Raw genomic sequence first — 23,209 nt, forward strand, 5'->3', positions numbered from 1 at the left:
CCGATACCGGACCGACACCATGCGAGCCACCGTCTCCGATTTCCTCGTCGCGCGCCTGTATGACTGGGGTGTGCGGCGCATCTTTGGCTACCCCGGCGATGGCATCAACGGCATGTTCGGGGCCCTGCAGCGCGCGGGCGGCAAGATCGAGTTCGTGCAGGTGCGGCATGAAGAAATGGCCGCCTTCATGGCCTCGGCGCACGCCAAGTTCACGGGCGAGCTAGGGGTGTGCATGGCGACGTCCGGGCCGGGTGCCACGCACCTCATCACGGGGCTGTACGACGCGCGGCTCGACCACATGCCGGTGCTGGCGATTACCGGCCAGCAGGCCCGCACGGCGGTCGGCGGGCATTACCAGCAGGAGGTGGATCTGGCGGCGATGTTCCGTGACGTGGCCGGCGCGTTTGTCCACCAGGCCAGCATGCCGGCGCAGGTGCGGCATCTGCTGGATCGCGCGGTGCGCATCGCCATCGGGCAGCGCCGGGTGACGGCGCTCGTGCTGCCAAACGATCTGCAGGAAATGCCCTACACCGAGCCGCCGCGCGCGCATGGCACGGTGCATTCGGGCGTGGGCTACAGCGCGCCAAGCGTGATCCCGCAAGCGGCCGATCTGGAACGCGCGGCGGACATCCTCAACAGCGGCCGCAGGGTGGCGATGCTTGTCGGCGCGGGCGCACTCGGGGCCAGCGCAGAAGTGGCGGCCGTGGCGGAAACGCTGGGGGCGGGCGTGGCCAAGGCGCTGCTCGGCAAGGCCGTCCTGCCCGACGAGTTGCCCTATGTGACAGGCGCCATCGGCTTGCTGGGCACCGAGCCGAGCTGGGAGCTGATGAGCCACTGCGACACGCTGTTGATGGTCGGCTCCGGCTTCCCCTATGCGGAATTTCTCCCCAAGGAAGGCCAAGCGCGCGGTGTGCAGATCGACCTCGACCCCGGCATGCTGGGGCTGCGCTATCCGATGGAGGTCAACCTCGTGGGCGACAGTGCGCAGACGCTGCGTGCGCTGCTGCCGCTGCTGCAGCGCAAGACCGATCGCTACTGGCCGGACCGCATTGCCCGTTGGAATGAAAGCTGGTGGAAGACGCTGGAAGACCGCGCGCTGCAGCCGGCCTACCCCGTCAACCCGCAGCGCGTGTTCTGGGAGTTGTCACCGAAGCTGCCGAGCAACGTGATCGTCACCAGCGATTCCGGCACCTGCGCCAACTGGTATGCGCGCGATCTCAAGTTCAAGCCCGGCATGATGGGCTCGCTCTCGGGCGGCTTGGCATCGATGGGGGCGGCGGTGCCCTACGCGATTGCCGCCAAGTTTGCGCATCCCGATCGCCCTGTCATCGCACTCGTGGGCGACGGCGCCATGCAGATGAACAACATGGCGGAACTCATCACCGTGTCGAAATACTGGAAGCGGTGGAAGTCTCCCAAGTGGATCTGCATGGTGCTCAACAATCAGGATCTGAACGAAGTCACCTGGGAGCAGCGCGTGATGGAAGGCGACCCGAAATTCCCGGCGTCACAGGACATCCCGGACGTGCCGTATCACCGCTTTGCCGAGTTGATCGGCCTGAAGGGCATCTACGTCGACAACCCCGACCAGCTGGCCGGCGCGTGGGATGAAGCGCTCGACGCAGACCGCCCCGTGGTGCTGGAAGTAAAGACCGACCCCGATGTGCCGCCGCTGCCGCCACACGTCACGCTGCAGCAGGCCCGCAACTTTGCGACGGCCCTGGCGTACGGCGACCCGGACGCGAGCGGCGTGCTGCGCGGGACAGCACGGCAGGTGCTGTCGGCGCTGTTCCCGGTGCACAAGGACAAGGAGTGACACGGAAGTGGCGTGGGTGCAGTCAGGCCACCTCGACGTGCACGGCGCCGGATTCCAGCGGGCGCACCGCCACCTCCACCGGCAGGAACTTCTCGATCACGCCGATGTTGGTCAGCAGGTGCGATGACGCCGTGACCACCGTGAAAGCACCGGCGCCTGCGAGCGCCATCGGCAGCACCAACTGATCGGCGAGGTATTCGTCGACGGCTGCCGAGCTTTGCAGGTAGCGCTGCGCGGCACCGGCGACTTCCTTGCCGATCGTCTCCGCCGTCACGCCACGCTCGCCAAAGCCCGTGAAGACTTCGGTCACGTGCTCATGCTCGATGTCGAGCACGAGCGCATTGCCGGGGCCCTCCGCGTTGCCGAGGTCCCGGACCGTGCCTTCGACGCCCGGTACGAGGCGCGTCAACGTGTCCAGCTCGCGCCGCGCCACGCTGCCGCGCACGCCGGCAACGATGCCTTCGGCACGCAGGGCCCGTTGCGCACCGCGCTCCGTCAGGTGTAGCGGCGTCAACACACCCGTGCACGGCGTTACCGTCGCGACTACCTCGCCGCCGCCCGCCGGATAGAAGCCGTGGCGCTTGAGCGCGAGCGTCTGCGTCACGCCCATGCGCGCCACCAGCGGCAGCCATGCCCGGATGAGGAAATCGACCGGCGGTGCGGCGCGGTTGTGCGTGCCGCCGCTGACCGACACGGTGCTCGGCGCGTCGGCAAACCAGAGCGCTGGGAGGATCGTCTGCAACACGAGCGTGCAACTGCCGGCCGTGCCGATGGCGAAGCGGTAATCGCCGCCACGGATGGCACCCGGCGCAAACCGCAGCGTCTGCGAGCCTGCTTCTGCGCCCTCTACCGTCGCACCGCTGATCTGCACGGCAGCCTGCACCGCCGTCAGATGCTGGCGCAGCAAGCCCGGCTTCGAACGCTTGGCGCGGATGTTCTCGATCCGGAATGGCGTGCCGGTCAGCATGGACAGCGTGAGCGCCGTGCGCAGGATCTGCCCGCCCCCTTCACCTTGTGCGCCGTCCAGTTCGATGCAATCGGCCTGCGCGCGTTGTGCGTGCCGTGCGTGTCGTTGTAATAGGGTGTTCATGGTTTGTTCTTCTTGTTGTCTTCTTGTTGGTCTGCGCACCCCATCATGGAATGCGCGTCAGGTCGTACAGGGCGAGCGCGTCAACACAGTGTCGTGCAGAAACGCATCCAGCGCGGCCGGGTTGCCCGTGGCTTGGCGGAAATCTGTGGGCACCTCTTCCTGCGCCAACGCGTGTTCGATGAAGGCATGAATGCGCGGAAAGCGTGCGCCATATTCGGCTTCGCCCGACTCCATCTTGATCGCCAACAGTTGGTTGATCTCGTCACGCAACGCGGCATCTTTCACCGTCATGTCGGCCAGATCGGCAAAACGCATCGGCGGGATGCCCCGCCCTTCGTCGATCCACTGTGCGGCGAGCAGCGGACGCAACACGTACAGGTACTTCTTCATGCGCACGGTCTCGCCCTGCAGATAGCCGCGAAAGTTCTTCGCCGCCATCGACACATAGTGCCAACGCCCCTTGCGCTCGGAAAAGAATGTCGGGGCCAGCGTGCGCATGCGGGCGGCAAGCGCCGCGTCCTGGCGATACACCACGGGGGAAGCCAGCCACTCCAACAGCGTCGGGTTGGAACGGTGCATCAGTTGCAGCGCCTTGCGCAGCTCCCAGCCAGAGATGTCCAGCTCGTCGCTGATGGGCAGTTCGATCACGTCGCGCTGCGGCTCAACGCGCAAGTACCACTCTGGCTGATGCACGTAGACGAAGCGCACGTCGTAGTCGCTGTCAGGCGAGGCAAAGCCCCAGCCACGACTGCCGGATTCGCATGCGAAGAGCACACGCACATCGTGCTGCTGTTCGATGTGCGTCAGCTCCGCCAGCACGCGTTCGCGGATTTCGTCCGAGACGGGGTGGGAATAGATGAAAGTCATAGCGATTCGTTGTTCTTGTTGTCCATGTTCGAGCCAGGTACAGCGCTGAGCTGCATTTGCTGTGCAACCCAGCTCAATCGGTGCTGCTCGCAATCATCACGCACAGCGTACGACGTACGGGATTGAATGCGGTCAAGCACCAAACACCCCACCATTCCCGGCCATCGGCAAAGTAGTTACTCCAACTGCTTCGTTGCGGTTCTTCGTTTGGATCACCCACCCAATCGAAGACCTCCAACTCTGTGTCTGGCAATAGCTGCAGCACCTCTAGCCACTCGCGAAAATCCTTCTCGCTCAAAGACGTACCGTGGGGCGGATTCAAGAAGGCTCCCTCCAGGACTCCTCCCGGCTCCGTCAGTGCCCGTGACTCGATGGCAGTCAACCTCCGCGGATACGCCTTCTCCACCTGCACTTCCAGCTCGAACCATGGAAGCGTCGCGAAGCCAGGCTCTTGTGCAGTCAAATCCGCCCTCTCCTTCTGCAGTCGCCGGTTGATTTGATCGAACAGAACCGTAAGAGCATGACGATGGACCTCGTAATCCACCACTTCGTGCTCATCCGCAAGACAGAGAGTGAACTCGAACACGCACCCCCGTTGACTCAAGCGCTGCCGCAGCTCATCGATCTCATCGTTTTCCAAGCTCTCCAGCATATTTGCTCGCCTTAACCCTTCACACACACCACCTGGCGCAGCGTGTGGACGATCTCCACCAGATCCGCCTGCGCGGCCATCACGTGGTCGATGTCCTTGTAGGCCATCGGGATCTCGTCGATCACGTCGGCGTCCTTGCGGCACTCCACGTGGGCCGTGGCGCGGATCTGGTCATCGACCGTAAAGCGCTTCTTGGCCTGCGTGCGGCTCATGGTGCGGCCTGCGCCGTGGCTGCACGAACAGAACGCGTCTTCGTTACCGAGCCCGCGTACGATGAAGCTCTTTGCGCCCATCGAACCCGGGATGATCCCAAGCTGCCCCTTCTGCGCCGACACGGCGCCCTTGCGCGTCACCAGCACCTCGCGGCCGAAGTGGGTTTCACGCTGCACATAGTTGTGGTGACAGTTCACCGCTTCCACGTCGGCCGCAAACGGCTTGGCGATGACCTTGCGCGCGGCCGCAATCACGTTCTGCATCATCGTGGCGCGGTTGCGGCGCGCGTAGTCCTGCGCCCAACCGACGGCTTCAACGTAATCGTTGAAGTGCTCGCTGCCTTCTTCGAAGTACGCCAGGTCGCGGTCCGGCAGGTTGGCGATGTGCTGTCGCATATCGGCCTGCGCCAGTTCGATGAACAGGTTGCCGATGGCGTTACCCACGCCGCGCGAACCGGAGTGCAGCATGAACCAGACGCGCTGCGCCTCATCCAGGCAGACCTCGATGAAGTGATTGCCCGTACCGAGCGTTCCCAGGTGCTTGTAGTTGTTGGTGTTCTTCAACTTCGGGTACTTGTCGGTGATGCGCTTGAAGCCACCGGCCAGTTCACCCCACATGGCATCCACGGTTTCCGGCGGCGTGCTCCAGGCCCCCTTGTCGCGCGGGCCCGGCGTACGGCCGTGCGGCACCGCCGCTTCAATGGCGCTGCGCAGACCGTGCAGGTTGTCCGGCAAATCGGCCGCCGTGAGCGTCGTACGCGCGGCCATCATGCCGCAGCCGATATCCACGCCGACGGCCGCCGGGATGATCGCGCCCTGCGTGGGGATCACGCTGCCGATGGTCGAACCCTTACCCAGGTGCACGTCCGGCATCACCGCCAGGTGCTTGAAGATGAACGGCATCTTGGCCGTGTTCATCAACTGCTTGCGGGCGTCGTCTTCTACCGGCACGCCGTTGGTCCACAGCTTGATGTCGGCGCCGTTGTCGACGTGGAGGGTGTTGTAGCTGCTCATGATGCGTTGCTTCCTTTGTTGTTGTCGTTGTTCTTCTTGCTGATCGTGCGGCCGCTGCGTCGCGCCACTCGGCACGGTTTGCAGCGGATGGCGATCGAGTCGATATAGCCCTTGGCGGTTTCATACCACCATTTCTGCTGTGCGGCGGTCCAGACCTCGTGCTTTCCGCAATCGACGCAGGCGTACCACTGATCGACGTAGTAACCGTGTTGTGCGAAGCGGGGCAGACCGGATCCCCAGCTGTTGTGCGGCGCCAGTTGCGACACATCCACCGGCAAGCTGCCTCGCGGTGGAGGCGGAGGTGGAGGTGACACCGGCGCTGGTGCCCGCAGGCAGGCAATCTTTGCCTGTTCTCGCCGCTCGTGGCGCCGCGCCATGATGGCGGCGCGCTTCTGTTTACCGCTGATCATGCTGCGCTCCTGCTGAGTTGGACACATCCTCTAGTGCAATGGGTATGCCAGGTCACTTCCCATGGAGCGACCAACTTTGCAACCCCTTGATTTCATTGGATTTACAAGCATCCAACGCAGATGCAGGCACGCTAAACTTCCCGAAATATCGATCTATTGATATATTGGTTTATCTTTTTAGATAAACACGCGGGATGCGCAAAAACGTCGCCATCGGTTTCGTCGGTACCACGCTCGACTACGTGGGCAAGGGCGCGCAGCGCTGGGAACGGTGGCGGCCGACCGTCGGCCTGTGCCAGCAGGACGACCTCGTCATCCACCGCCTGGAGCTGCTGCACGACGCCCGCAGCCGCGGCCTGTTCGAACGGCTGCGCGCGGACATCGCCTCCGTATCGCCCGAGACCGAGGTGCGCAGCGTGGAAGTCACGCTGCGCGACCCGTGGGACTTTGAAGAGGTCTACAGCACGCTGCACGACTTCACCCGCAGCTATGCCTTCGACACCGAGGCCGAGGACTACCTCATCCACATCACCACCGGCACGCACGTCGCGCAGATCTGCTGGTTCCTGCTGGCCGAGGCGCGGTATCTGCCGGCTCAGCTGATCCAGACCGCGCCGCCGCGCAAGAAGGAACTCGGCAACACGTCCGGCAGCTACAGCGTCATCGACCTGGACCTCTCGCGCTACGACAAGATCGCCACGCGTTTTGCGCGCGAGCGCGAAGACACGGTATCGCTGCTGAAGTCCGGCATTGCCACGCGCAACCCGGCGTTCAACCGGATGATCGAGCAGATCGAGCGCGTGGCTTCGCGTTCCAAGTCGCCGATGCTGCTGTTCGGGCCGACAGGCGCCGGCAAGTCGTTCCTCGCGCGCCGGGTGTACGAGATGAAGAAAGCGCGGCACCAGCTGGCAGGCCGTTTTGTCGAAGTGAACTGCGCCACGCTGCGCGGCGACAGCGCCATGTCGGCGCTCTTCGGCCACGTGAAAGGCGCCTTCACCGGCGCGCAGACCGAACGCGCGGGCCTGCTGCGCAGCGCGGATGGCGGCCTGCTGTTTCTCGATGAGATTGGCGAACTGGGCCTGGACGAACAAGCCATGCTGCTCAAGGCCATCGAAGAGAAGCGCTTCCTGCCGTTCGGCAGCGACCGCGAAGTCGAAAGCGATTTCCAGCTCATCGCGGGCACCGTGCGCGACCTGCGGCAGTGGGTGGCCGAGGGGCGCTTTCGCGAAGACTTATACGCGCGGATCAATCTGTGGACCTTCGACCTGCCGGGCCTGGCCGATCGCCCCGAAGATCTGGAACCGAACCTCGATTTCGAACTCGCCCGTTTTGCACGCGAGCACGGTGAGCAAGTGCGCTTCCATACCGAGGCGCGCCGCATCTATCTGAAGTTCGTCACTTCGCCGCAGGCGCGCTGGACGGGCAACTTCCGCGAGCTGTCGGCCAGCGTCACGCGGCTGGCAACGCTGGCCGAGGGCGGACGCATTACCGAAGCCGATGTCGCAGACGAAATCGCCCGTCTGCAACGCACGTGGGCCGAACCGGATCCGGCAGGCAAAGGCGACCGCCTTGCCAACTTGATCGGCGACGCGGCGGCATCGATCGACCTGTTCGACCGCATGCAGCTGGAAAACGTGATTGCCGTGTGCCGCGGATCGGCATCGCTGTCGGACGCCGGGCGCCGGCTCTTCGACGTGTCGCGCACCGAGAAGGCCAAGGTGAATGACGCCGACCGGCTGCGCAAATACCTCGCACGGTTCGGACTGGATTGGGCCACCGTGCGCGCCGGCTAGGCGCTCGGTAAGATGCCGTCCATCCTTCGACGCCTTCGCACTCGACACCACACGCCATGATCCGCCTGGACGACCTCACCATCCTCGTGCTGGCCGTGGACAACGGCAGCCTGTCGGCGGCTGCGCGTGTATTGAACATTGCCCCCGCGGCAGCAAGCGCGGCCATCAAGCGGTTGGAGGCGGAACTCGGCGTGCGGCTGCTGGCGCGGTCCACGCGCAGCCTGGCGCTCACGCAGGAAGGCGAGCGCTACCTGCAACATGCGCGCCGTGCGCTGGCGGATCTGCAGGCCGGGCAGGACGCGCTCGCGCTGGGGCGGCAAGCCATCGGCGGCGATGTGTCGCTGTCGATCCCGTCAGACCTCGGCCGCAACGTGCTCACCGGCTGGCTCGACGACTTCCTCACCGAGCACCCAGCGGTGGCGCTTCAGGTGCGCATCGGCGACCGGCTGGTCGACATGTTCCGGCAGCGCGTCGATGTCGCGGTGCGCTATGGCGAGCCCGAGGACTCGTCCCTCGTGGCGCTGCCGCTGGCGCCCGACAACCGCCGCGTGCTGTGCGCGGCGCCGGCCTACTTTGCGCGCCACGGCGTGCCGAAGACACCGGACGATCTGCGTCAGCACAATTGCTTGTTGCTGGCCCTGTCCGACACCACGCACGACCAGTGGACCTTTCACGGTGCGAGCGGCGACGGTCAGGCGCACGTTGTGCGCGTCACCGGCAACCGCATTGCCGACGACGGCGAACTCGTGCGCCGCTGGGCCGTTGCGGGGCATGGCATCGCTTACAAGTCGCGGCTGGACGTCTTGGCCGATCTGCGCGCCGGCCGGCTGCAAGCCGCGCTCACCGACTGGCACGGCGAGGCGGCGCCGCTGCATTTGATCTGCACGCACCGCCTCACGCTGTCGCCCACGTTGATGCGGCTGCGCGACTTCCTGCAAGACCGCATTGCCGGTTATCTGGCGGACGCCTGAATCAAAACCCTTCCAGCACGATCTTGCCGCGCGCCTGATTGCTTTCGATCAAGGCATGCGCGCGCTTGAGGTTGGCGGCATTGATCGTGCCGAAGTGCTCGTTCATGGTGGAACGCAACGTGCCTTCGTCGATGAGCGCGGCCACGCGGTTGAGCAGGCGGTGCTGCTCGATCTGGTCGTCCGTGCTGAACATGGAGCGCGTGTACATGAACTCCCAGTGCAGCGACAGGCTCTTCGCCTTGAGCTTGCGCACGTCGAGCTGCGCGGGGTCGTCGATCAACGCGAGGCGGCCTTGCGGCTTGAGCGCCTCGACGATCTGCTCGAAGTGGTGTTCGGTCTGGTTCAGGCTGGCGACGTAATCCACCGCCGGCACACCAATGCGATGCAGTTCCGCGGCCAGCGGCTGCGCATGGTTGATCACATGGTGGGCGCCCAGCTCGCGCACCCAGGCGGCCGTCTCCGGGCGCGAGGCGGTGCCGATCACGGTCAGGCCCGTCAACCGGCGGGCGAGCTGTACAAGCACCGACCCCACACCGCCTGCCGCACCGACGATCAACAACGTCTTGCCGCTGGGCGCCGCAGATTCCGGCACCTGCAGCCGGTCGAAGAGCAATTCCCAGGCGGTGATGGCGGTGAGCGGCAGCGCCGCTGCCTGCGCAAACCCGAGCGTGGCGGGCATCGCGCCGACCACGCGTTCGTCCACGACATGCAGCTCGCTGTTAGTGCCCGGGCGCTGCAGGGCACCGGCATACCACACCGCATCGCCCGGCTTGAAGAGCGACACCTCGGCGCCGACAGCGCGCACCACGCCGGCAGCATCCCAGCCCAGCACGCGGGGATGACCATCCACCGGCGGCATGCCGGCGCGCACCTTCACATCGACCGGGTTGACGGAGATGGCACGCACTTCCACAAGCAAGTCGCGCGGGCCTGGCGTGGGTTCGGGCAGGGTCAGGTCGACCAGCGCCTCGGGGCGGTCGATGGGCAGGCTTTGGTAGTAGGCAACGGCTTTCATGGCGGACATTCCAGTGAATTGGATAGCCGCATCATGGGCGCGCAACGCTAGGCGAAACAGACGCGCGGCGCAGATTCAGTTTCAACGCCGGACAGAAAATCGCACCCTGCCGCATCAAGCCGCGTGCACGCCGTGGAGGTCTGCGTTGCAGTTGGGGTGATCTTCGCTGTGGTCGTGCTCACGCAGCGCGCCCGGGATGCCAGTAGCCGCCAGACCATCGGCTGCGAGCCATGCCGCCGTGGCGGCAGCGGCGCGGTCGATCAATTCGCCGCAGCGGGCGTAGTCGTAGGGCGACACGTCGAGCGGGCACAGCGGCGGCACGACGGTAATGGGCACCTGCCCGGCCCATCGCTCCAGGTCTTGCACAAGCTGACGCGCGACCAGCAGCGACAAGGCGTTCAGCGCGTGCTCGATGGCGCTGCGCGGGGCACGGCGGTCCGCACACGCAAACCCTGCCGGCAGTACGACGACGCGTGTGGCGCCCAGCCGGATGGCCGCGGAGATCGGCGTGTTGTTGGCGACGCCACCGTCGATCAAGAGCCGGTCGCCAATACGCACGGGCGGAAACACGCCTGGAATGGCGGCGCTGGCCAGCACGGCCGGCACGATGGCGCCAGACGATAGCACCACCTCGGCGCCGGTGCGCATGTCGGTGGCCACCACATGCAACGGCAGCGTGGCCGCCTCCAGCAGGGTCTGCGCAAAATGCCGCGCCAGCAGGCGCTGCAGGCCGGACGCATCGACGAGGTGCTCACGTCGGCCGCCCAGGATGCCCAGCATGCTGAACATTGCGCGCCAGGACCACGGCATCACGTCGGCGCGCCGCACGCTGCGCCACAGTGCCTCCAGCTGAGCCGTGCCGGCCGCATGCGGATTGCACGCAAAAAAGGCAGCGTTGATGGCGCCAGCCGAAGCGCCCACCACCATGTCGGGCACCACACCGGACGCCACCAGCTCGCGCAGCATGCCGGCCTCGATGGCGCCGAGGCTGCCGCCACCGGCAAAGACAAACGCCGTTCGTTCCACTCTGTCCATGATCGATGCCGCGTTGCAGCAAGGAGTCCCAACTGGTCAATCCAGGGACGACTGGAACTAGAGTAGGTCTGCCCCGCCGTTGCGGCTAGTAGGGCCGGTCAGTCGGAATCAGCGGCGATCAGCAGCAATCAGCGAGCTTGCCGCGCGGCGTCCGCCAGCGGCTTCCAGTGCAGAAAACCGAACAGCAACGTCAGCAGCACGCTGTCGAACAACGGGCCCTTGTGCAGCGCCACCTTGCGAAAGCACAGCACCACTTCCAGCAGGTGGGCGGCCAGCAGCACCAGCGCCACGATGCGCAGCCAGCCGATGGCGTCGGCCGACAGCGGCAGGGGCGTGGCATAGCTGGCCAGCGCGAGGCCATACACGGCGAGCAGGACGATCTTGCTGAGGACGTTGAACATGCCAGGACTCCAGAGGGACGGTGATTCCGATGCCATGCAGCATACCGGCCACCGTTGCCCCTCCGGCCGCTTCAAACACCTGGATAGACGCCGCCCTCCACCCGGCTGTCTCTGCCGGCGGGCGGCGTCAGGCCGTCGCCGTGCCGAACCACCGCTGCAACGCCGCCTGCAGCCCCTCGGTCGTTCCGTCACCGACCCACGCCACGTGGCCGTCCGGGCGGACCAGCACAGCGGACGGCGCGGGCACCGTGCCCACCACGGGCAGCGTCCAGGCGCCTGCGTAGCGGGCGTCCACCCGCCGCACGCGATCGGCCCATGGCGCGATGTCGATGGCATCCGCCGGGCCGAAGTTGATCAGCACCGCGCCCGCCGCGTGCAACAGCTGGAAAACGCGCACCGGGCCCTCGGCGGTGTCCAGATCGTGATCGGGCATGCGGCGGCCAAGCAGCGGATGCCCTTCGCCAAAGTCGTAGCGCACATCGAGCGCCGAGACCATCCCGACCAGGCGCCGGCGCGGTTCATCCATGCGAAACAGCTCCGAGGTGATCTCGCTCAGCGCCTTGGACCGCTCGTCCTGGCGAAGCAGCACCACCTGCGCCAGCGTATTGCGCAACGTACGCGCGGCCACCGGATGGCGCTCGGCGTGATAGCTGTCGAGCAGGCTTTCGGGCGCCGTCCGTTTGATGACGGCGGCCAGCTTCCAACCCAGGTTCACGGCATCCTGCATGCCCATGTTCAGGCCCTGCCCGCCCATGGGCGGATGCACGTGCGCGGCGTCGCCTGCCAGGAGCACACGTTTGTCGCGGTAGGCCACGGCCTGGCGGGCCATATCGGAAAACCGCGAGATCCAGTTCGGCCGATGCGCACCAAAGTCGGTGCCATAGACGGCGATCAGCGCCTCGCTCAGGTCGGCCAGCGTGGGCGCACTGTCGGTGCCGAGTTGTCGCTCGGTCAGCACCACGCGGACGCACTTGCCATCTTCCATGGGCGCGACAGCGTGCCGGCCGATGGCGTCGTATTTGAAGCCAAAGGGGGGCGGCGGCTGCGTGGTGTGTACCTCGGCGATGAGCCAGCTGGTCGTGGCGTCCCAGCCTGCAAACTCAATGCCGGCGGCCTTGCGGACAGCGCTACGGCCGCCATCGCAGCCCACGAGGTATTGCGCCCGCAGCACCTCGCCGTCGGACAGCGTGACGTCGACGCCGCTGCCGTCTTGCGAGAAGCCGGTGACTTGACGCGCGCGATAGAACGGCACGCCCAGCTCGCCGACCCACTGCGCGAGGATGCGCTCGGTGTGGTGCTGCCACAGACCGAGCACATAGTTGTGCCGGGTCGGGAAGTCGCTGATGTCCAGCGGGTTCTCGCCGAAGTGCACGACCGGATAGGTCTTGCCCTGCGAGACAAACCGCTCGGCCACGCCACGCTGGTCGAGCACCTCGATCGACCGTGCGTGCAAGCCCAGGGCACGCACACCCACCACATCCTGGTTAGCGCGGCGCTCGACAATGGCGACGTCAATGCCGGCCAGGGCCAGCTCGGCCGCGAGCATGAGCCCCGTCGGCCCACCGCCGGCAATCACCACGGCATGCCCGCTCATTTCGCACCTCCGGCTTGCATCACCACGGCCCTGCCCTGCGCTCCAAACGTCGATGGCATCACACGCATGTCTCACCCTCCTTTCGGTCGGTTTCAAGATGGGTGGCGATGCTACTGCGGCCGCCGGGGCTTCCCGCAAGCCCCGGGGGCCGCGGTATACTTGAGGCAACGGTGGAGCGAATGCTTGTCTGGCGAAGCGCACACCACGAAAAAAGGCCGTCCCGAAGGACGGCCTTTTCTGTTGATTAGTTGCAATTATGTCTGCCCTACGAAATGCAGCGGAATCAATGCGTTACGCCGGACACCATAATTACGCAAGTTTGTCCTGAAGCACCAGTTTCGACCCAATCCACGGTGGGGCGTTACAAACATGTTTGCCCCACCTCTGGTCGGATGGCCACGGCAACCGAGTGCCATCAAGTTGAGCTAATCGTCGATCAGTTGCTTGTCCACCCTCTAAGCCATTGGTCACCTGCGCCGATTCTATCCACCTCATCCAGTACCAGGATTGGTATCGCTGAGTCGCCAAGGACGGGTATCTCACCCCCTCTAGCCGAGATGAGCTTGCGAGCACTGACTGCGGGCGTACCTGAATGGAATCGAAATCATGCTAGAAGCTTCCTCAGAGAGCTGACGGTTAATCGAGACTACCCGAAGATCCTCTCATCCACATATGAACTAGGATGGGACCCGTGAGGGGCGTCCCCAACGATTGACTGCAGGCGACTCGCTGGTCTGACCGATCTGTCACTGCACCAAGTCGAAGTTGTAGTTCGACAATACCCTCGGCTGCGACATGCAATCGATGTAGCCAATCGCGATCTTCCGCGTCGGCAACTGCATTGGGCAGCTAGTGAGCTTATCAACGAAGGACGACGCTTATCATTGACCAGCATGGCTACGCGAGCTGGGCTAGGGCATAGACAGTTTCCGAAGCTGGCCGGCGAGGCGCAACTGATCATCGCAGCGCACACATAGCAGCAAGCCTAGGCTTCTGGCTATGGATACCACCCGCCAACGACACCGCAAAGCAAACCAGCTTTGCAGTACAGGCTCAATGCGGGATGCTGGATTGACATCACGACGGGATTTCGTCCATGGGTCAGCGAAACAGAAATAGCTCAACTCATGGCTTTCGAGCCGGTGGCCAGAATTGGCGAGGAACTGTTGGGGGCGGTATGCCCCATGTTGTTGATTTGCACCGAATCTTGCCCCGCTGGGTCAGGATTTCGTGCAAATCAACATGCGCTTGGCCTGTTCGGCCGAATGCGCGCCATTTCTCGCCATACCTTCAACTCGTGCCGACAGAGGGCGACCACTAGTCAATTTTGAATTGCCCAATCGCCGATACCAATGCATCAGCCTGGTTTTGTAAGGCGCTTGATGCGGCCGCAGACTCTTCTACAAGCGCAGCGTTCTGCTGCACCATCTCGTCGAGCTGCGCAACAGCACGGTTGACTTCTTGGATGCCTGCCATCTGCTCCGTTGCTGAACGGGCGATATCCGAGACGATTGATTGAACCTGGGCGACATTGGTCACGATCTCGCTCATCGTGTCGCCCGCTTGGTGCACTTGGGCAGCACCGGCCGCGACGCTTGCAACAGTAGACTCCACCAACTGCTTAATTTCGCGCGCTGCTTGAGCGCTCCGGTGCGCTAGGCCGCGGACCTCCTGCGCAACGACTGCAAAACCGCGACCTTGCTCCCCGGCACGCGCGGCTTCGACAGCGGCGTTCAAGGCGAGAATGTTCGTCTGGAAGGCAATGCCATCGATCACGCCGATGATCGTGCCGATTCGGTCGGATGCCTCCTCAATCGTTGTCATTGTGCCGATCACGTTCGACATCGCTTCGCCGCCTTGCGATGCAGTCTGCGTCGCCGTCACCGATCGGGCATCGGCCTCGCGAGCAGCTGCGCCTGACTGAACGACCGTGCCAGAAATCTCGTCCATGGATGCGGCCGTCTGTTGCAGGCTCGCCGCTGCCGATTCAGTGCGGGAAGACAGATCGAGACTTGCCGCTGCAATCTCGTTTGCGGCGGCATGTACCAATTCACTCGCACCACGAATCTCCAACATCACCTTCTGCAGCTTAGCTACGAATTGGTTGAAAGAGCGCGCAATGTCTGCCACCTCATCCCTGCCGCCTTCCGGCAAGCGCTGTGTCAAGTCGCCGGTGCCCGACCCGATCGCCGCCATTGCATGACAGACCTCAGCAAGGCGGCGAAACACCGTCGTGGTGATAGCGAAGCAGACGACGGTCGCGATACCTACGATGATGAACAGGGATATAAGCGAAGCGGTCAATAGCGAACGGATTCCAGCCGTGGCCTCTGATTTGTCGAGGCTGACCACAACATGCCAGTCGGTACCCGCGACGGCCTGCGCGCGCATGAGCTTGGCCTTGCCGTCTACCGTTAGCTCCATCGGCACCTTGCCTGTACTGCCCGATGTCGTGGCGACCTTGGCAAAATCGGGCGCAATGTCGGCAACGGGTTTAAATCGCAACTTTGGATCGGGATGCGCGATCACGCGGCCGCTTTGGTCAACCAGCACACCAAAACTCGCCGGCGTCGGATGAATCGACTTGACGTTTTCAACGACGCTGTCCAATGCCACATCGCCCACCAGCACCGCCTTCAAAACGCCATCGCGTATCACGGGAACGGCTAGCGCAACCAGCAATTGCCCGCTGGTGCTCACGTACGGAATGGCTACAGATTTACCGGCCTGCGCGGCTCCCTTGTACCAGGGGCGGCTGGTTGGATCGTAGCTCGCCGGAATGTTTGGCCAGTCAGTGAATTTTGCTGTGCGATCAGGGTAGCCGACGCCTACGTCAAAGAACCCACCTGCAACGGCGATCTGCTTCAGCATGGGGTCGGGGTTCGTTGTCAGCACAGCGTCCTGCAGCGATGACACCATGAGAGTCTTCGCAGCGATCCAATCGCCGATCGCTTTGGCATGGTCGTCGGCGTAGGTGGTGAGATCGTGGTCGATTGCCGCTTCTGCACTTGCCTTTGCAGTCGTGTAGTTCGCTACGGTGGTTGAGACGACGGAGAACGCTACAAGCGAAACGCAAGCGCAGACGACCCGTGCGCGGATGGATGACAGCATCGTATTGCCTATGCGGTGTGTGTGGCGAGCATTCGAGTCCACCTCAGAATGCAGCGAACCGGTTCCGGGTGAGGAGTACGGACGCGCATGTAGAAGCGCTATCCAAAGTCCGCGCTGGGGCACCGACCTTCACGGGACGGCCGCGTCAATTGAATCGCTTTGCGAGATTGCGCTGCTGTTGCAAAAAAAAGGCCCCACCAAATCAGGGCCAACCCTCTTCTTATCGGCGCACCTTCACCGGACGCCCGCATCGTTGCGTCATGCCACCGCCCCTGCTCCGCCGGTGAGCGGGTCGGAGCCGTCAACACGGTGCGTTAGCACGTGGCGCAGAAACTCCCGCGTCCGCGCCTCGCGTGGGGCACTGAGGACCTCCTTCGCACAGCCCTCCTCGATGATGCGTCCCGCATGCAAGAAACACACTCGATCTGCGACTTCACGGGCAAAGCCCATCTCATGCGTGACGACCAGCATCGTCATGCCTTCGCGCGCAAGCGTGCGCATCACGCTCAGCACCTCGCCCACGAGTTCCGGATCGAGTGCCGAAGTTGGCTCATCGAACAGAATGGCTTTCGGCTTCATTGCCAACGAACGGGCAATCGCGACTCGCTGTTGCTGCCCACCCGAAAGCTGGTGCGGATATGCATGCGTCTTTTCGCCGAGTCCGACCTTATGGAGCAGGGCAATAGCCTCGGTGCGCGCCTGATCGGGCGGTTCTCGTTTGACGTGCACGGGGCCTTCCATCACGTTTTCCAGGGCCGTCCGGTGCGGGAAAAGATTAAACCGCTGAAACACCATACCGACCTGGGTACGAAGCTGATTGATGTTTCGGCACCGCTGTTCCACGAGCTGATCGAGCAGCTTGATCTCCCCCGAGTCGTACGACTCGAGAGCGTTGATACATCGAAGAAGCGTGGACTTTCCCGAGCCAGAGGCGCCGATCAGGCACACCACCTCGCCTTGCTGAACATTCAGCGAAATACCGTTGAGCACGCGCACGCCGCCAAAGCTCTTATGCAGATCTTTAATTTCGATCATGACAACCTCACTTCACCTTGTGTTTTCCAAAGCGTCTCTCGAGATGCCTGGTCAATCCCATCAATGGGAGACTCAATGCCAGATAGCCAATGGCCACAAGCGTGTAGACGGTCAGATTCTGGAAAGTCGCAGCGGCAATGAGTGAACCTTCGCGCGTCATTTCCGCAACGGTAATGGTGGATGCAAGAGAGGAATCCTTAAGCATGGAAACCAACGTGTTGCTATACGGTGGCAATGCAACCTTGATGGCCTGGGGCAGGATGACGCGCGTCATCGTCTTGACCTTTCCCATTCCGAGCGATTGCGCCGCCTCGTATTGACCTGGGTCGACAGACTCGATGCCCGATCGAATGATCTCGGCAACGTATGTCGAATAGCCGAACGCAAGGCCCACGATGCTCGCCTCGAGGGCGTCGAGCCGCAGGTGAATATCCGGGAAAACAAAATAGATATAGAAGAGAAGCACGATCATCGGCAAGCCGCGTACAACGTTGATCAACGTTGCGACAGCACGCCGGACCGCAGCAAACCGTGACATCTTCAGAAGCGCCCACACGAGGCCCAGCGCCGTACTCAGCAGCAAACAGCTGATCGTGATGAAAACGCTAATCCCTGCTCCTTTGAGCAATATCGGGACAAATTCAACTACGTCACTCCAACGCATGATCTACCTTCTAATAATAGTTCTATTCATAGCGGCTCAAAACATGCGCCGGAGTGACCGGGATCGACCACCTCGCTCCCTCGCCCGCACGTTCTGCAACTCGCCTGCCTCCAAAGCTCCCACGTACTAATCTGCGCGCCTCCCCTGCCGGGCCACCGACTCAAGATGGCCCGCACTCATCAAGAAAAAAAAGTGCCTGCGATACATCACGTGGCACTCCCGTTCAATCCCCGAAGTTCCACTTTTTGAGTATCTTGTCGAGCGTGCCGTCAGCCTTGATCTTGCCTAGTCCGCTGTTAATCTTGGACAGCAAGGCGGTGTTCCCTTTCTTCACACCGAATGCAATCGGCACCCTTCGCAGCGGCTGAAAACCGTCCACGACGCGAACTCCATCCAATCGTCCTGCGGCCTCCTGAGCCTTTAGGACCGGGTAGTCGTTGAACGCTGCCGTAATGCGGCCCAGTGCAACGTCGCGAGCCATATCCGCGCCGTTGTTGTAGAGCTTGACTTCCTTAAAGATGCCGAGCTTGACGAGTTCGTCCGAGGTCTCTTCGCCAGCGCCCGCACCCACGACGGTGCCCTTCAGATCGTCGATCGTCCGATAGGTGTTCTTGTCGGTTGCGTTGACGATGATCCCTTTTCCGAACTGCGCCACGGGTTGGGAGAAGTCAATCACTTCTGCCCGCTTGGGTGTGGGCGTCATGCCGGCCACGATAAGGTCGATCTTGTCCGAGACCACTGACTGGATCAGTGCCGAAAATGGGATGACGTTAAAAGAAACGTCGAACCCTTCGCGCTTGCCGATTTCCCGGATCACATCAGGCATGACGCCCTGTATTTCGTGCGTCTTCAGATCAAGAAATGCATTCGGGATACTGGAAGGCGTCGTTCCCGCAGAAATCTTGACGGTGTCTGCCCGTACATGGCTCGCGCCAAGAGCCATTGAGAGAGCAACGGCAGCAGTGACAAGAATGCGCCTAGCGAAACCTTCATGCGTACCGGCACCCCGTTGCGACGTATAGAGATACATGACAGATCCTTAACGAAAGTTCTTCAGACAATCGCGGGAAAAAGCACACAGGCGATGCTTGATCAGCCCCAACCGCGATGGGAATCAGCAGGCAACAGCAGCCCTGCTCAACAACAAAACAAGTGCAAACCGGATCGGTTGTAGAAAGCGGCGAAACACATCGCCGGCAGTCGACGGTAGTTCGCATCATGAAGACAGCCCTGCCCGAAGAACCACGACGATCACAACTTCTTCGACACCGCAAAGCTCTCATCATCTTTACTCCGCCTGCAATGCCCTCCACCAGACTCGAACGCAGCGAAGTCGCATAACCTCATGCGGCAAACTATAGAGAAGAATGTTTTTCTGGTGCTTAACATCCAATAAATTGTTCGTTAAATTCTAGTTAATGCTCAGGCTATCAATGCAATGGAGTCCGCATGGTGAGCGCTCTTGCCGATAGCAAGAGCGCCTGCGGCGGCAATCCGGGAGCAGCTTTGAGCCCGGCGAACCCATAACGACAGCATCAGCTGCATACGGTCTGACTTGGCGCGGCGTCGGTGCATTCGTCCTTACCGGCCAGGTGCGCTCAAGGGCGTCACCCATTAAGTTGCCCAGGCATTCGATAGCGCTTAACGATCAATTTATCGGCCATTAAGCACAAGTTCGCGGCTCACTCCTATAGTGGCGCTTCCTCAAGCGCAAGAACGGTACAAAAGGCCGGTCGCGCAAAGTGCCGCAAGGAGCCGCAGATGAATTTGGAGTCGTTGAACACGCCGGCCGCATTAATCGATGTCGCCCGCATGAACCGCAACATTGATCGGATGCAGCGCCGCATGAACGCGCTTGGCGTCACGTTTCGGCCGCACGTCAAGACAACGAAATGCGAACAAGTGGTGAAGGCGCAGGTTGCCGCAGGCGCTCGCGGTATCACGGTCTCTACGCTGAAGGAAGCCGAGCAGTTCTTCGCAAGCGGAACCCGTGACATCGTCTATGCGGTCGGCATGGCTCCGGCCAAGCTGCCGCAAGCATTGGCGCTCAGGCAACAAGGCTGCGACCTCAAGATCGTCGCCGACAGCATCGCCTGCGCCGAAGCCATCGTTGCCTTTGGCAACGAACACCAGGAACGATTCGAGGTTTGGATCGAGATCGACGTAGACGGGCATCGCTCGGGCATCGCGCCTGACGACAACGTGCTGCTGGATGTTGGAAGAACGCTGGCTGACGGCGGCATGCATCTGGGCGGCGTGCTCGCGCATGCAGGCTCCAGCTACGACTACGACACACACGATGCATTGGTCCGTGTGGCCGAACAGGAGCGCTCTGGCTGCGTACGTGCGGCCGAACGCCTGCGCTCCGCTGGGCTTCCGTGTGAGACCGTAAGCATCGGGTCAACGCCGACTGCGCTGACCGCCGAGCATCTGGAAGGCGTCACGGAAGTTCGCGCGGGCGTCTACGTCATGTTCGATCTCGTCATGCACAACGTGGGCATCAATGACATCTCGGAGATCGCGTTGAGCGTACTGACAACCGTGATCGGACACCAGAGAGAGAAAGGCTGGGCCATTGTCGACGCGGGCTGGATGGCAATGAGCCGCGACCGCGGCACACAGAACCAAAAACACGATTTCGGCTACGGCATCGTCTGCCGCGAGAGCGGCGAGGTTCTGGACGGGTACGTGATGAGTGCAGCGAACCAGGAGCACGGCATCATTTCACGGTCAGGCGTACCGGACCACGAGATCGAGCAACGGCTTCCTATCGGAACGCGTCTGCGAATCCTGCCTAACCATGCGTGTGCAACAGGAGCGCAGCATCCCGCCTATCAAGCTGTCGACGCTGACGGCACCGTACAGACCTGGCCACGCTTCTACGGCTGGTAAGGCGTTCCGAGCACTGGGCGTAGCAAACCGGAACGCTAAAGAAGCCATTCATGATTGTGGGATGCATACGCCAGAAAGAATCATGAACGACCAAAATGAACTCGATGCTGGGAACCTCACTTGGATCATCCGCCAACGCCTACTGCGCGGCGAGGTCGAGCGAAACCCGCATCGTAATACGCGAGCGTCCGTCAATGGCATTCCTGTTTAAGTCTGACACTCGCCGGGGCGAGGTTTGGCGCAAGCGCCTGCGGAGCGAGTTCCCGAGCCTTGATTTCCGTGTTTGGCCAGACGTAGGCGATCCGTCGGAAATCAAATACATCGCCTGCTGGGTTCCGCCGCCGGATCTGGGTGAAGCTTTCCCAAACCTTGAATTGGTGTTCTCCGTCGGCGCAGGTGTAGATCAGATCGACCTTAACCTTCTTCCGCCAGGTGTGAAGCTATTGCGCATGACCGAACCAGGTCTGGCGGCCGGGATGAACGAATACGCTACGCTGGCTGTATTGGCGGCACACCGGAATTTGCCTGCTTACCTCGATCTTCAGCGTGCTGGCGCTTGGAAGCAGTTGCCCACCGTTGCGGCGAAGGATCGGAGGGTTGGAGTCATGGGCCTTGGCGTCTTGGGAACAGGACTGCTCGAGAGTCTGAAGCCCTTCGGCTTCACGCTTCACGGATGGAGCCGCTCTTCGAAGCAGATTGAAGGCGTCACAACATTTACCGGGTCTGATGAACTAGCGCGGTTTCTCTCTCAGACCGACATCCTCGTTTGCCTCCTCCCACTAACTGAAGATACTCGCGGCATCCTCAATACGAGGACATTCGACGCACTGCCCAACGACTCCTGCTTGATCAACGTTGGCCGCGGAGGCCATCTAGTTGAGAAAGATCTCCTTGGAGCCCTGGCATCGAACAAGCTGCGTTGCGCCATCCTGGACGTCACGTCTACCGAACCGCTGCCCGCTAATCACCCGTTTTGGTCGCACCCGAAAATCATTCTGACGCCCCACGTCGCGAGCGTTACGGATGCCGAAGGCAGTGCGGACTTCGTGGCGACCAGCCTTCGAAGGCATTTCGCCAAAGAAGCATTGGTGGGCGTCGTTGATACGTCCCGCGGTTATTAAGTCTGTCTTGGTTGTTTTCCGAGCCAACAATGGAAGTTTGAAATGCTCAGAGTTGAAGAGGTATACGACACGCCGGGATTTGTGGGTGAAGCGGATGTTGTCGTGATTGGGGCGGGAATCATCGGGACATCCGCGGCCTATGAATTAGCACGGCGCGGTGTATCTGTGGCTCTGCTCGACAAAGGCATTGTTGGCGCGGAGCAGTCCGGGCGCAATTGGGGCTGGGTCCGCCAGCAGAACCGCGACATCTTCGAACTGCCGCTTGCCATGCGCAGCGTTCGACGTTGGAGCGAATTGCGCGATGAACTCCAGATCGACCTGGGCTTTCGCCGTGACGGCATTCTGTATGCCTCCAATGACGCGAAGAGCATCGCCCGGTGGGAGGCGTGGTGCAAGCGTGCTCGCGACATCGGGTTCATCAGCCACGTGCTCACTTCGGCGGAGGTGAACAGTCGTGTCCCTGCTGGGGGTCCACAATATGCTGGGGGCGTCTGGTCTCCTGACGATGGGTGCGCTGAGCCTTCGCGCGCAGCACCTGCCTTGGCGGAGGGCGCGAAGCGCCGTGGCGCCCTGCTCTACCAGAATTGCGCTGTACGTGGCCTCGAGTTCAGCGCTGGACGCGTGAGTGGTGTGTGGACTGAGCGCGGCCTGATCAAAGCGAGCACAGTGGTCTGCGCCGGCGGCGCGTGGAGTTCACGTTTTTGCAACCGTCACGGCATTGACCTCCCGGCGGTCAATGTCGTAGGCACCGTGATGCGTACGTCCGTCGCTCCTGCCGCCATCAACGGCTGCTTCAGCGGCCCCGGGTTCGCGCTTCGCCGCCGCCTGGACGGTGCATACACGTTGGCAGTTCCTGGTTTCGGGCGCATCGACCTTGCCCCGCTTGGTGTGAAGCACGCCTTGAGGTACTACCGCAATTATCGAAACGATATCGGAAAGAAACTCAAGTACCGATTCTCAACGCCCTGGTTTGAAGGTCCAGAGGCCGGGGCAAGCTGGCAATTCGATCAGGTGTCGCCATTCGAACGGTGCCGTGTGCTCGACCCGCGCCCCGATCTCGACTTCGTCAAAGTTGCCCTCGAGAACGTCAAACGAGCGATTCCGCAGTTGGCCGATCTGCAGGTGGTGCACGCGTGGGCCGGCGCAATCGACACGACGCCGGACCTCATTCCCATCATCTCTGATGTCGCCCAAGTTCCCGGGTTCTACGTCGCGACTGGATTCAGCGGCCACGGCTTTGCGTTGGGCCCGGCGGCCGGCGAGCTTGTCGCAGACATGGTGACGGGCGCACAGCCCATGATGGACATATCACCGTATCGCTTGGGCCGTTTCAGTGACGGCACCACCGTCAAAGTCCCGGAAATGATGTGACAGCAATGTTGCTGCGCGTGGTCTGAGCGGAAGCTCGCACCTCGCGTCCGCTGCACTGCCCAAGGTCGAGGTCCGCAAAGCGGACGCGGTCGCGCGGCGCAACCGATGGACTACGGTGTTCCGCTGTGAACGGGTACCACCTCAT

General features: G+C 62.4%; 19 protein-coding genes. 6 read left to right on the forward strand and 13 right to left on the reverse strand.

The features are described from left to right. The first annotated feature begins 19 nt into the window (after positions 1–19). Positions 20–1,816, forward strand: a complete 1,797-nt coding sequence (locus tag N511_RS0106290) for a thiamine pyrophosphate-requiring protein (protein ID WP_027678515.1) — start codon at positions 20–22, stop codon at positions 1,814–1,816. A gap of 22 nt (positions 1,817–1,838) precedes the next feature. On the opposite strand, the gene rtcA is transcribed toward N511_RS0106290, so the two are convergent. From rtcA to N511_RS0106315, 5 genes are all read right to left on the reverse strand, one after another. Continuing rightward, positions 1,839–2,906, reverse strand: coding sequence for an RNA 3'-terminal phosphate cyclase (gene rtcA, locus N511_RS0106295; RefSeq protein ID WP_051530831.1), 1,068 nt, complete (start codon positions 2,904–2,906; stop codon positions 1,839–1,841). 57 nt (positions 2,907–2,963) lie between these two features. Beyond that, positions 2,964–3,773, reverse strand: coding sequence for a nucleotidyltransferase domain-containing protein (locus tag N511_RS0106300; protein ID WP_027678517.1), 810 nt, complete (start codon positions 3,771–3,773; stop codon positions 2,964–2,966). A 73-nt stretch (positions 3,774–3,846) separates the two neighbouring features. Then, positions 3,847–4,425 carry a hypothetical protein gene (locus tag N511_RS0106305; protein WP_027678518.1) on the reverse strand — a complete coding sequence of 193 codons (579 nt, stop codon included), beginning with the start codon at positions 4,423–4,425 and terminating at the stop codon, positions 3,847–3,849. Between the two features lie 11 nt (positions 4,426–4,436). Then, positions 4,437–5,651 carry an RtcB family protein gene (locus N511_RS0106310; RefSeq protein WP_027678519.1) on the reverse strand — a complete coding sequence of 405 codons (1,215 nt, stop codon included), beginning with the start codon at positions 5,649–5,651 and terminating at the stop codon, positions 4,437–4,439. Further along, entirely contained in the window at positions 5,648–6,061 is a 414-nt protein-coding gene (locus N511_RS0106315) for a zinc-ribbon domain-containing protein (RefSeq protein WP_027678520.1), read from the reverse strand. The genes N511_RS0106310 and N511_RS0106315 overlap by 4 nt, the downstream gene beginning before the upstream one ends. A 194-nt stretch (positions 6,062–6,255) precedes the next feature. On the opposite strand from N511_RS0106315, the gene rtcR reads away from it, so the two are divergent. Beyond that, a complete protein-coding gene (rtcR, locus tag N511_RS0106320; protein WP_027678521.1) occupies positions 6,256–7,854 on the forward strand; it encodes an RNA repair transcriptional activator RtcR in 1,599 nt (532 codons plus the stop codon). A gap of 56 nt (positions 7,855–7,910) precedes the next feature. Continuing rightward, positions 7,911–8,825, forward strand: a complete 915-nt coding sequence (locus N511_RS0106325) for a LysR family transcriptional regulator (RefSeq protein WP_027678522.1) — start codon at positions 7,911–7,913, stop codon at positions 8,823–8,825. Between the two features lies 1 nt (position 8,826). On the opposite strand, the gene N511_RS0106330 is transcribed toward N511_RS0106325, so the two are convergent. From N511_RS0106330 to N511_RS0106370, 8 genes are all read right to left on the reverse strand, one after another. Next, a complete protein-coding gene (locus tag N511_RS0106330) occupies positions 8,827–9,840 on the reverse strand; it encodes a zinc-binding alcohol dehydrogenase family protein (protein ID WP_027678523.1) in 1,014 nt (337 codons plus the stop codon). 114 nt (positions 9,841–9,954) lie between these two features. Further along, positions 9,955–10,875 carry a patatin-like phospholipase family protein gene (locus N511_RS0106335; protein WP_027678524.1) on the reverse strand — a complete coding sequence of 307 codons (921 nt, stop codon included), beginning with the start codon at positions 10,873–10,875 and terminating at the stop codon, positions 9,955–9,957. 128 nt (positions 10,876–11,003) lie between these two features. After that, positions 11,004–11,276, reverse strand: a complete 273-nt coding sequence (locus N511_RS0106340; RefSeq protein WP_027678525.1) for a DUF1145 domain-containing protein — start codon at positions 11,274–11,276, stop codon at positions 11,004–11,006. A gap of 127 nt (positions 11,277–11,403) precedes the next feature. After that, positions 11,404–12,870, reverse strand: coding sequence for an FAD-dependent monooxygenase (locus N511_RS0106345; protein ID WP_027678526.1), 1,467 nt, complete (start codon positions 12,868–12,870; stop codon positions 11,404–11,406). Between the two features lie 1,317 nt (positions 12,871–14,187). Continuing rightward, entirely contained in the window at positions 14,188–15,981 is a 1,794-nt protein-coding gene (locus tag N511_RS0106355) for a methyl-accepting chemotaxis protein (RefSeq protein WP_027678527.1), read from the reverse strand. A 258-nt stretch (positions 15,982–16,239) separates the two neighbouring features. After that, a complete protein-coding gene (locus N511_RS0106360) occupies positions 16,240–17,016 on the reverse strand; it encodes an amino acid ABC transporter ATP-binding protein (RefSeq protein ID WP_027678528.1) in 777 nt (258 codons plus the stop codon). Between the two features lie 7 nt (positions 17,017–17,023). Further along, a complete protein-coding gene (locus N511_RS0106365; RefSeq protein WP_027678529.1) occupies positions 17,024–17,680 on the reverse strand; it encodes an amino acid ABC transporter permease in 657 nt (218 codons plus the stop codon). 223 nt (positions 17,681–17,903) lie between these two features. Next, positions 17,904–18,710 carry an ABC transporter substrate-binding protein gene (locus N511_RS0106370; RefSeq protein WP_027678530.1) on the reverse strand — a complete coding sequence of 269 codons (807 nt, stop codon included), beginning with the start codon at positions 18,708–18,710 and terminating at the stop codon, positions 17,904–17,906. Between the two features lie 731 nt (positions 18,711–19,441). Here N511_RS0106370 and N511_RS0106375 point away from each other — a divergent pair. The 3 genes from N511_RS0106375 (at position 19,442) to N511_RS0106385 (ending at position 23,064) form a co-directional block, all read left to right on the forward strand. Continuing rightward, complete coding sequence (locus N511_RS0106375) at positions 19,442–20,572, forward strand: DSD1 family PLP-dependent enzyme (protein ID WP_027678531.1); 1,131 nt, start codon at positions 19,442–19,444, stop codon at positions 20,570–20,572. 194 nt (positions 20,573–20,766) lie between these two features. Then, positions 20,767–21,693 carry a 2-hydroxyacid dehydrogenase gene (locus tag N511_RS0106380; protein ID WP_027678532.1) on the forward strand — a complete coding sequence of 309 codons (927 nt, stop codon included), beginning with the start codon at positions 20,767–20,769 and terminating at the stop codon, positions 21,691–21,693. Positions 21,694–21,735: 42 nt separating this feature from the next. Then, complete coding sequence (locus N511_RS0106385; RefSeq protein WP_027678533.1) at positions 21,736–23,064, forward strand: NAD(P)/FAD-dependent oxidoreductase; 1,329 nt, start codon at positions 21,736–21,738, stop codon at positions 23,062–23,064. Positions 23,065–23,209 lie beyond the last annotated feature (145 nt).

Origin of the sequence: Ralstonia sp. UNC404CL21Col (assembly GCF_000620465.1) — a bacterium.
Classification (GTDB): Bacteria; Pseudomonadota; Gammaproteobacteria; order Burkholderiales; family Burkholderiaceae; genus Ralstonia; species Ralstonia flatus.

Coding starts and splice junctions, on each gene's coding strand:
- N511_RS0106290 (WP_027678515.1), top strand. CDS start 20: ATGCGAGCCACCGTCTCCGATTTCCTCGTCGCGCGCCTGTATGACTGG.
- rtcA (WP_051530831.1), bottom strand. CDS start 2,906: ATGAACACCCTATTACAACGACACGCACGGCACGCACAACGCGCGCAG.
- N511_RS0106300 (WP_027678517.1), bottom strand. CDS start 3,773: ATGACTTTCATCTATTCCCACCCCGTCTCGGACGAAATCCGCGAACGC.
- N511_RS0106305 (WP_027678518.1), bottom strand. CDS start 4,425: ATGCTGGAGAGCTTGGAAAACGATGAGATCGATGAGCTGCGGCAGCGC.
- N511_RS0106310 (WP_027678519.1), bottom strand. CDS start 5,651: ATGAGCAGCTACAACACCCTCCACGTCGACAACGGCGCCGACATCAAG.
- N511_RS0106315 (WP_027678520.1), bottom strand. CDS start 6,061: ATGATCAGCGGTAAACAGAAGCGCGCCGCCATCATGGCGCGGCGCCAC.
- rtcR (WP_027678521.1), top strand. CDS start 6,256: ATGCGCAAAAACGTCGCCATCGGTTTCGTCGGTACCACGCTCGACTAC.
- N511_RS0106325 (WP_027678522.1), top strand. CDS start 7,911: ATGATCCGCCTGGACGACCTCACCATCCTCGTGCTGGCCGTGGACAAC.
- N511_RS0106330 (WP_027678523.1), bottom strand. CDS start 9,840: ATGAAAGCCGTTGCCTACTACCAAAGCCTGCCCATCGACCGCCCCGAG.
- N511_RS0106335 (WP_027678524.1), bottom strand. CDS start 10,875: ATGGACAGAGTGGAACGAACGGCGTTTGTCTTTGCCGGTGGCGGCAGC.
- N511_RS0106340 (WP_027678525.1), bottom strand. CDS start 11,276: ATGTTCAACGTCCTCAGCAAGATCGTCCTGCTCGCCGTGTATGGCCTC.
- N511_RS0106345 (WP_027678526.1), bottom strand. CDS start 12,870: ATGAGCGGGCATGCCGTGGTGATTGCCGGCGGTGGGCCGACGGGGCTC.
- N511_RS0106355 (WP_027678527.1), bottom strand. CDS start 15,981: ATGCTGTCATCCATCCGCGCACGGGTCGTCTGCGCTTGCGTTTCGCTT.
- N511_RS0106360 (WP_027678528.1), bottom strand. CDS start 17,016: ATGATCGAAATTAAAGATCTGCATAAGAGCTTTGGCGGCGTGCGCGTG.
- N511_RS0106365 (WP_027678529.1), bottom strand. CDS start 17,680: ATGCGTTGGAGTGACGTAGTTGAATTTGTCCCGATATTGCTCAAAGGA.
- N511_RS0106370 (WP_027678530.1), bottom strand. CDS start 18,710: ATGTATCTCTATACGTCGCAACGGGGTGCCGGTACGCATGAAGGTTTC.
- N511_RS0106375 (WP_027678531.1), top strand. CDS start 19,442: ATGAATTTGGAGTCGTTGAACACGCCGGCCGCATTAATCGATGTCGCC.
- N511_RS0106380 (WP_027678532.1), top strand. CDS start 20,767: ATGGCATTCCTGTTTAAGTCTGACACTCGCCGGGGCGAGGTTTGGCGC.
- N511_RS0106385 (WP_027678533.1), top strand. CDS start 21,736: ATGCTCAGAGTTGAAGAGGTATACGACACGCCGGGATTTGTGGGTGAA.